6 protein-coding genes and 1 pseudogene are annotated in these 8,610 nt (G+C 66.8%); 3 read left to right on the top strand and 4 right to left on the bottom strand.

The features are described 5' to 3' along the window. Positions 1 to 387: 387 nt before the first annotated feature. Complete coding sequence (locus A5767_RS14875) at positions 388 to 1,959, bottom strand: FMN-binding glutamate synthase family protein (RefSeq protein ID WP_197483251.1); 1,572 nt, start codon at positions 1,957 to 1,959, stop codon at positions 388 to 390. Between the two features lie 122 nt (positions 1,960 to 2,081). On the opposite strand from A5767_RS14875, the gene A5767_RS14870 reads away from it, so the two are divergent. Continuing rightward, the gene (locus A5767_RS14870; protein ID WP_064852594.1) at positions 2,082 to 4,457 is read left to right on the top strand and encodes an FdhF/YdeP family oxidoreductase; all 2,376 of its coding nucleotides are present in this window, start codon (positions 2,082 to 2,084) and stop codon (positions 4,455 to 4,457) included. 7 nt (positions 4,458 to 4,464) lie between these two features. On the opposite strand, the gene A5767_RS14865 is transcribed toward A5767_RS14870, so the two are convergent. Further along, positions 4,465 to 5,463: an MBL fold metallo-hydrolase gene (locus A5767_RS14865; RefSeq protein WP_039583916.1), complete on the bottom strand. Its 999-nt coding sequence runs from the start codon at positions 5,461 to 5,463 to the stop codon at positions 4,465 to 4,467. 98 nt (positions 5,464 to 5,561) lie between these two features. On the opposite strand from A5767_RS14865, the gene A5767_RS14860 reads away from it, so the two are divergent. Beyond that, positions 5,562 to 6,041 carry a TspO/MBR family protein gene (locus tag A5767_RS14860; protein WP_006553109.1) on the top strand — a complete coding sequence of 160 codons (480 nt, stop codon included), beginning with the start codon at positions 5,562 to 5,564 and terminating at the stop codon, positions 6,039 to 6,041. A gap of 342 nt (positions 6,042 to 6,383) precedes the next feature. Then, positions 6,384 to 6,986 (top strand): annotated as a pseudogene (locus A5767_RS23155) (carotenoid oxygenase family protein); the annotation flags it as partial. On the opposite strand, the gene A5767_RS23770 reads toward A5767_RS23155, so the two are convergent. Together A5767_RS23770 and A5767_RS14845 are read right to left on the bottom strand one after the other, a co-directional pair. Beyond that, positions 6,965 to 7,168, bottom strand: a complete 204-nt coding sequence (locus A5767_RS23770; protein ID WP_064061480.1) for a hypothetical protein — start codon at positions 7,166 to 7,168, stop codon at positions 6,965 to 6,967. The pseudogene A5767_RS23155 and the gene A5767_RS23770 sit on opposite strands and share 22 nt — an antisense overlap. A gap of 94 nt (positions 7,169 to 7,262) precedes the next feature. After that, positions 7,263 to 8,546, bottom strand: a complete 1,284-nt coding sequence (locus A5767_RS14845) for an APC family permease (RefSeq protein WP_064852593.1) — start codon at positions 8,544 to 8,546, stop codon at positions 7,263 to 7,265. Positions 8,547 to 8,610: the final 64 nt, after the last annotated feature.

The following is an 8,610-nucleotide window of genomic DNA, read 5'->3' as shown; positions in this document are numbered from 1 at the left end:
TTCCCGGGGCAGGTCAACTCATTTTCGGATTAGCCACGTGTCCATTCCCGGGGCAGGTCACCTCATTTTCGGATTAGCGCCACGGTGTCGTATGTGCAGCGCCACCGGCAGCGCGGCGTTGCTGCAACGGACACGGCATTCGCGTGTCGCTGCGAATCGGTGTCGGCGCATACGCGGTGACCGGCCCGGTGGCACGAACCGCTGTGGTGACGGATTCGCGGAGTCACGGCCAAGACTGAGGCCGGCTCGACTTTCCGGATACGCCGCGACGAGTACCAACGAACGAGCAGGCGGATCGGCCATGACATGGAACATCTTAAAGTCGCTAGTTAACATAACGAGGCATTATCGGCCGCATCGCTTTGTCGATCTTTTGACCACAGGTGATTACGAGGTCGCCGTCGACTCCTCCGTCCCACCCGGTGTCGTCACCGCTTCCGCTGTCATCAGACGCGTGATCTCCTCCCGGTCCGCCTGCGACGGCAGTCCCCACCCGTCTCGGTAGCCGTACAGCTCCCGCAGGGTGACGGCGCGTCGATTGCCGTCGGCGATCTCGATGTCGTCGACAGTGATGAGGCCGGGATGCGCCACTCCCGTGGCCTGCGCGATCTTGAACACGTCGCGGCGGAGGGTTTCGATGTAGTCGGCGACGCGGTCGGCCTTGGTCGGGACGTCGAGTCCTCGGGTGAGCCAACGGTTCTGCGTCGCCACGCCGGTGGGGCACCGGTCGGTATGGCATTTCTGCGCCTGGATGCATCCGATCGAGAACATCGGTTCGCGGGCGACGTTGACCATGTCGCATCCGAGCGCCATCGCCACCACCGCGTTGTCGGGCAGGCCGAGTTTGCCGGCACCGATGAAGGTGACGTCGTCGGTCAAGCCGGCTTCGGCGAATGTCGCGTAGACCCGCGCGAAGCCGCTGCGGAACGGAAGCGATACGGCGTCGGCGAACACCAATGGTGCAGCGCCGGTTCCACCTTCGCCGCCGTCGATGGTGACGAAGTCGACTCCGCGGTCGGTCTCGCTCATCTGGCGTGTGAGTTCGTCCCAGAAGGTCGTGTCGCCCACGGCGGACTTGATCCCCACGGGAAGTCCCGTTTCGGCTGCGAGCAGTTCGACCCAGTCGAGCAGGCTGTCGATGTCGTGGAACTCCGTGTGCCGCGACGGGCTCACGCAGTCCTTGCCGACGGGGATTCCACGGACCTCGGCGATCTCCGGGGTGACCTTGGCTCCGGGTAGCAATCCGCCCAGTCCGGGCTTGGCGCCTTGGCTGAGTTTGATCTCCAGGGCACGCACGGGTGCCGATTCGACGACCCGCTTCAGTCGTGCGAGGTCGAAGTGTCCGTCCTCGTCGCGGCACCCGAAATAGCCGGTGCCGATCTGGAAGATCAATTCTCCGCCGTTGCGGTGGTACGTCGTCAGGCCGCCTTCACCGGTGTTCTGCAGGCATCCGGCCGTCCCGGCACCCCGGTTGAGTGCTTCCACGGCGGCACCGGACAGCGAACCGAAGCTCATCGCCGAGATGTTGACGAACGACTCGGGACGGAAGGCACGGGTACGTCCCCGGGCAGCGCCGAGCACCTTCGCGGACGGGAGCGACACCTTGTCGCCCCCGTGAGGGGCACTCGACGGCGGCAGGTCCGAGAACGTGCGGTGCTTGATGATCGTGTACCCGTCGGTGTACTCGATGTCGTTGTCGCTGCCGAATCCGAAGGTGTTGGTGACGTTCTTCGACGAAGCGTATATCCACCGGCGCTGATCGCGGTTGAACGGCCGTTCCTCGTTGTTGTTCGTCGTGATGTACTGCCGCAGTTCGGGTCCCAGCGACTCCAGCAGATAGCGACCGTGCCCGAGAATCGGGAAGTTGCGTAGCAGCGAATGGCGCTTCTGCACAAGATCGTAGGCACCGACAGCGGCCGCCGCAGCGGCCGGGATTCCGAGCATTTTCGACCGTCCCATTTCCCGAGAGTACGTCCGGGTGGGGCTGCGCGATGCGGGTCCGGGCGTAATCGCCGACCCGTTTCGGCAGGCGGCGGACCGGGGTACTCCTCGGCAAACCGTGCGTGGGGAGAGGTGATCGAATGCGGAACCGTGACCGGCGGGCCGACTACGACGAAGGCGACCTCGAGGTCGAAGACCGGAAGAAGGCCGCAGCGGGTGTCACCGGCGTCGCCGTGGCGGTGAAGCGATCCCTCGAGCAGATGGGGCTGGTGCGTTCGGTCGAGACACTGCTCGAGTTGAACCAGGCCGAAGGGTTCGACTGCCCGAGTTGCGCGTGGCCCGACCCGGACCCCGGTCATCGCAAGATCGCCGAGTTCTGCGAGAACGGCGCCAAGGCCGTCGCCGAGGAAGGCACCAAGCGACGTGCCGACCCGAGCTTCTTCGCCAGGTACAGCATCGCGGAACTGGCCGAGCACAGCGAGCTGTGGCTCGGCAAGCAGGGCCGCATCACGCATCCGATGGTCAAGCGGCCCTGCGCCACGCACTACACCCCGATCGAGTGGGACGAGGCCTTCACCCTCATCGGTGAACAGCTGAAGTCGCTGGACAGCCCCGATCAGGCCACCTTCTACACGTCCGGACGGGCATCGAACGAAGCGGCCTTCGTGTACCAGCTGTTCGCGCGGGCGTTCGGGACCAACAATCTGCCCGACTGCTCGAACATGTGCCACGAGTCCACGAGCATCGCGCTGCAGGAGTCGATCGGCATCGGCAAGGCCAGCGTCACGCTCGACGATGTGCACCACGCCGAGCTGATCATCCTGCAGGGGCAGAACCCCGGCACCAACCACCCGCGCATGCTCACCGCACTCGAAGAGGCCAAGCAGAACGGCGCGAAGATCCTGACGATCAACCCGCTGCGCGAAGCGGGGCTGGTCAACTTCCGGAACCCGCAGACACCGCGCGGCGTGCTCGGTCGGGGAACGGATCTGTCCGACCTGCATCTGTCGATCAAGGTGAATGGCGACCTCGCGCTGTTGCAGGCGTTCGGGTCGCTGCTCGTCGAATGGGACGCGCTCGACCACGACTTCGTGCAGAGCCGCACCCGGGGATTCGACGAATGGGTCGAACACGTCCGGGACATCGACTGGGACGAGGTGGTCGCCGCGACCGGCCTGTCGCGTCAGCAGATCACCGAGGCCGCGCAGATGCTGCGACGCTCGAAGGCAACGGTCTTCTGCTGGGCCATGGGCCTGACTCAACACCGCAACGCGGTCGCGACCATCAAGGAGATCTGCAATCTCGCATTCGCGCAGGGCAACATCGGTAAGCGCGGCGCCGGCCTCATGCCCGTGCGCGGACACTCGAACGTCCAGGGCGACCGCACGATGGGGATCTGGGAACGCGCGCCGCAGAGTTTCCTCGACGCGGTCGAGAAGGAGTTCGGTTTCGATCCTCCTCGTGAGAACGGTTACGACACGGTCGATTCGATCAAGGCGATGCGCGACGGCAAGGTGCGGTTCTTTCTCGGCCTCGGCGGCAACTTCGTGCAGGCGGCACCCGACACCGCTGTCACCGCGGAGGCGATGGCAGGTATCGACATGACGGTGCACATCTCGACGAAACCCAATCGTTCCCATCTGGTCTGCGGCAGAACGGCATTGATCCTCCCGGCGCTCGGGCGTACCGACAAGGACGTCCAGGCCTCGGGGCCGCAGTTCGTGTCGGTCGAGGACACGACGTGCGCGGTCCACGCCTCCCGAGGACCGCTGAAACCGCCCAGCGAGCACGTGCGTTCGGAGGTCGCGATCATCACGGGCATCGCCGAGGCCACGCTCGGCGACCGCTACGGGATCGACTGGAAGGCGATGCGCGACGACTACGCGAACATCCGCTCGCGCATCTCCCGCGTCGTCCCGGGTTGTGAAGGGTACGAGGTCAACGTCCGGCGTCCGGGAGGGTTCATCCTGCCGCATCCGCCCCGCGACACCCGAAGCTTCGAGACCGATTCGGGTAAAGCGGAATTCGCCGTCTCGCCGGTGGAGGTGGTTCAGGTCCCGCCGGGGCATCTGTTGCTGCAGACGATGCGCAGCCACGACCAGTTCAACACCACCATCTACGGCCTCAGCGACCGCTACCGCGGCATCGAGGGCGGCCGTCGCGTCGTGTTCATGCACCGGGACGACATCGCCGCACTGGGTTTCGACGACGGAGACTTCGTCGACCTGTTCACACGATGGGACGGCGACGACCGCGAACGGTGCGCCACGAGGTTCCGGATCGTCGAGTACGACCTGCCGAGGGGAAGTGCGGCCGCCTACTATCCGGAGACCAACCCTCTCGTCCCGCTCGATTCGACTGCACTGAAGAGCAACTGCCCCACCTACAAGTCGATCGTGATCTCCCTGACGCCCGCCGGAAGTCGCGACGACGAGTGCCCGGATGTGCTCGGAACCGCGCCCGCGGGATCGGACTGGTCGCACAAGACGACCCCGGAGCCGAAGCACCTGTCCTGACCGTCGATCAGGACGCCTCGAATGCTCCTTCGCGCAGCAGTGTTTCGGCCGTCACGAAGGCCGCAGCGCGTCGCCTCACGGTGGGCGGTGCCGGTGGGTTGCCGTTCCACTGGTCGAACAGCGTGCTCAGGCTCAGTGCGATGCGCTCCGGCGACTCCCAGTGACGCCACGCATCGAAATCTTTCGTGAGCAAGAGTTTCCGCGCTGTTTCGAGCGGGGTGAGTCCGGCCCGGTGATGATCCTGGGCGGCATCGCGCAGCCACAGCCAGTAGTCGCGCAGTGCTCGGATCTCCGCCGCACCACAGGTCGGCCCGTGCCCGGGTACGTACACGTCGGCGTCCCAGCCGAGCAGCCGATCGAGCGCCGACAACCAGTTGTCGAGCGGGCCGTGCCACAGGATCGGCGTCGACCCGATGAACAGCAGGTCGCCGGTGAAGACGACCCCGGCATCGGCCACGCGGACGACGAGGTCGCCGGCCGTGTGGCACGGTCCGAGTTGCTCGAGTTCGATCGTGCGACCACCGATGTCCAGTGAGGTGGCGGTCGCGAAGGTCGTGTCGGGCATCCGCGGGGTGCGGCGCGGGAATCGGGCACCGCCGCGGACCCGCGCCATGTAGGCACCGGCCGCACCGATGGGGCCGGGGACGCGCCGGATCAGGGAGCCCGTGCCGGCCAGCACGGTGAGGGCGCGCGGTGGAAGATCCTCGCGCATCCCGTCCAGTGCGGCGGCGCTGGTGGTGATCCGCGCGTCGGGCGGCAGCGTGTCGTTGCCCCACCAGTGGTCACCGTCGCTGTGGGTGTTCACCGCGTCGGTGATCGGAGCATCGGCGACCAGCGGTGCCTGCGCCTCGGCGATGCGCTGCGCCCATGCGACGTCCCATGCGGTATCGACGACCAGCGACGCCGTTCCCGGTGCGACGACCAACCCGGTGTTGGCCTCACCCCAACCGCCCGGGGTGCGCACGAACGCCCAGACCCCGTCACCGACCTGCTGCAATCCACTCATGTCGACCTCCCGGCCCGCCACCCTACCGAGGTGTCCGTTTCGTGCGCCTTCGGCTCGGGTAGCCGACGATCAACCGTCATCCACAGGAGCCGACAGACATGAGACTCAGTACCGTTCTCGCGACCGCCGCTGCCACCACGACCACCGCGATCGTCGGATCGATCGCCTCCCAGGACACGGACTCCCGGTGGTACCGCAAGTTGCGCAAGCCCGGTTTCCAGCCTCCGGCCGCGGCGTTCCCGATCGTCTGGACGGCGCTGTATGCCGATATCGCTGTCACCTCGGCCGTCGCGATCGACGAGTACACCGACGCCGACGACTACGCGGGTCGTCGCAACTACATCGCGGCTCTGGCTACGAATCTCGTTCTCAACGCGTCGTGGTCGTGGGTGTTCTTCAAGTGGCATCGGTTGATGCCTGCCACTGTGGTCGCCGCCCTACTCGCCGCCAGTACCGCGGATCTGACCCGCCGGACGGCCGAGGCGAATCCGGCTGCGGGGGCCGCGCTGGCTCCGTACTCGGCGTGGACGGCGTTCGCCACGCTGCTGACCGGACGGATCGCGCAGCTCAACCGCTGATCCGCGTGAGTCAGGACGGTAGATCGCGTTCGTGACATACGCGGCGACGTCGGCGTGGGTCATGTGCCGGGCGGGGAGAGCAACTGGCTGAAGACCACGCCCACCATGAATTCCACTGCTGTCTCCGGGGTCGGCCCGAGGTGCGCAGCCAGGGGGTGGGCCGGTGATGTGCTTCAGTGCCCCCTCGGTGACGATGTCGACCAGTGTGCTGCCCTTTCGGAGCGGATGAGCCACGGTTCGTCGGCGAATCGCAGGCGACCGAGGACAAGTTGTTCGAGAGTGTCGAGCTCGTGGTTCACGATGACGCCCAGCAGATGGCCCTTCGATGCGTACCGGCGATAGATGGTTGGACCGTGGTGGTCGGCTGCACGGGCCCGCGACGATCCCGATTCCCGAGCTCGGATTCGTCCACGACTTCGCGCTGACCGATCGGCACATGGTGTTCGTGCTGGGACCCTTGCTGGTTCGGAATCCCGTCCCGGTTGCACTGGGGTTGCGCCCTTCGACGATGCGTTGTCGTACCGACCGGAACTCGGCACCACCATCGTCCTGGTGTCGCGGGACGGTGGTGACCCGGCGACCTTCGAACACGACGCGCTGTTCCACTTTCACGTCACCAACGCCCACGAGGCCGGCGATCGCACCGTCGTCGAACTCGTCGCGCACGATCCGGCCGGCGGCTGGGAAGGGTAGAACGGTCACCTGCGCAACTATCGGGGCGATGCCGGACCGGCCTTCGGCGGTACGCTCACTCGGCTGACCGTCGACCGCAGGGCCCGCCGCATCACCGCCACCGCGCTCGACGATCACGGATGCGAATTCCCTCGACTCGACCCGCGGTTCGCCACCACCGAGCATCGCTACAGCTACACCGCGTCGGCATCGGTCCCGGGAGGGGATCCCGACTCGGTCACCATGATCGATCACCGTACGGGCACGACGAACCGGTACACGGCCGAGGCCGGCACCACCGTCTGTGAACCTCTGTTCGCACCGGCAGCGACGCCGAGGGCGGCGGCTGATCGCTGACGCTCGAACACCAGCCTGCGCGCAGGGGCAGCAGGCTTCTCGTCCTGCGCGCCGACCGACCGGGCGACGGACCGGCCGCGGCGGTGATCCTGCAGCACTACGTGCCGATGACCTCCCACGGCGCGTTTCGGCCCGACAGTGGCGCTACCTCCGACCGGCGGTAGGCCGATGGGCATCTCATTTCTGACGGATCTACCGTTGCGGTTCAACCGGTTCCGGCTGGTACCTGAAGCGCCGACGTGTGGCGTAGATCAGCGCGCCCACTGCGATCACGGCCGTACCGGTGAGCACCGATGAGCCGGGCAGCGTGAACGCCAGGGTCAGGCATCCGGCCAGCCCGAGTGAAGCGATGATGCGCCCGCGTCGCCCGCCCGGAAGCGTCCAGGCGGAGGCGTTGGCGACGGCGTAGTAGACCAGCACCCCGAACGACGAGAATCCGATCGCGGCACGGACATCTGCGGTTGCGGCGACGACCGCGACGATCACTCCGACAGCGAGTTCGGCTCGATGTGGCACCGCGAACCGGGGGTGCACCGCGGTCAGCGCGTGCGGCAGATGCCGGTCCCGTGCCATCGCGAAGGTGGTGCGCGACACTCCCAGCACCAGGGCGAGCAGTGAACCCAGAGCGGCAACGACGGCCCCGGCGCGCACCACCGGCTCCAACCACTCGACCCCGGCCGCGGTCACCACACTCGACAACGGTGCAGTCGCTTCGGCCAGCGTGCGAGGGCCCAGTACCAGCAGCGCGACCGAAGCGACCGCCAGATAGACGAGCAGGGTGACGCCCAGTGCCATCGAGATCGCGCGCGGTATCGTGCGCGCCGGTTCGCGTACCTCCTCGCCGAGGGTGGCGATCCGCGCGTACCCGGCGAAGGCGAAGAACAACAACCCGCCCGCCTGCAGCACCCCGCCCACGGTGATGTCGGTGCCGAACCCGAGTCGGGCCACCTCGGTGGAGCCGGAGGTAGACCCTGCGACAACCACCGCGGCGAGTACGGCCAGCACGATCGCCACGATGATCCGGGTCGCCAGTGCCGACTTCTGGACACCGCGATAGGTCACCGCCGTGAGCAACACGACCGCGGCGACCGCAACCGCGTGCGCCTGCTCGGGCCAAATGTAGAGGCCGACGGTCAACGCCATGGCCGCGCACGAGGCGGTCTTGCCGACCACGAAACACCAGCCTGCCAGATATCCCCAGAACTCGCCGAGCCGTTCGCGTCCGTACACATATGTGCCACCGGAGACCGGGTACCGTGCCGCCAGCCGTCCCGACGAGGACGCATTGCAGTACGCCACGATTGCCGCCACCGCGAGCCCGATCAGCAGGCCCGACCCCGCAGCTCCGGCTGCGGGCGCCAGGGCCACGAAGATCCCCGCCCCGAGCATCGATCCGAGGCCGATCACGACTGCGTCGGCCGCCCCGAGGCGCCGTTGTAACCCCTCGGGCGTGCCCGTCCCTGTCGTCTCCGACATCACGGCTCCTTCGCGCGCATCCAAATTGAATCAAAATGATTTGATGTATCTGGTGCTATCATCG

Source organism: Rhodococcus sp. 852002-51564_SCH6189132-a (assembly GCF_001665495.1).
Lineage (GTDB): Bacteria > Actinomycetota > Actinomycetes > Mycobacteriales > Mycobacteriaceae > Rhodococcus > Rhodococcus pyridinivorans.
This window is presented reverse-complemented; position numbering and strand designations above follow the sequence as displayed.

Excerpts from the sequence above, each read along its gene's own strand:
- A5767_RS14875 (WP_197483251.1), bottom strand. The coding sequence starts at position 1,959 with ATGGGACGGTCGAAAATGCTCGGAATCCCGGCCGCTGCGGCGGCCGCT.
- A5767_RS14870 (WP_064852594.1), top strand. The coding sequence starts at position 2,082 with ATGCGGAACCGTGACCGGCGGGCCGACTACGACGAAGGCGACCTCGAG.
- A5767_RS14865 (WP_039583916.1), bottom strand. The coding sequence starts at position 5,463 with ATGAGTGGATTGCAGCAGGTCGGTGACGGGGTCTGGGCGTTCGTGCGC.
- A5767_RS14860 (WP_006553109.1), top strand. The coding sequence starts at position 5,562 with ATGAGACTCAGTACCGTTCTCGCGACCGCCGCTGCCACCACGACCACC.
- A5767_RS14845 (WP_064852593.1), bottom strand. The coding sequence starts at position 8,546 with ATGTCGGAGACGACAGGGACGGGCACGCCCGAGGGGTTACAACGGCGC.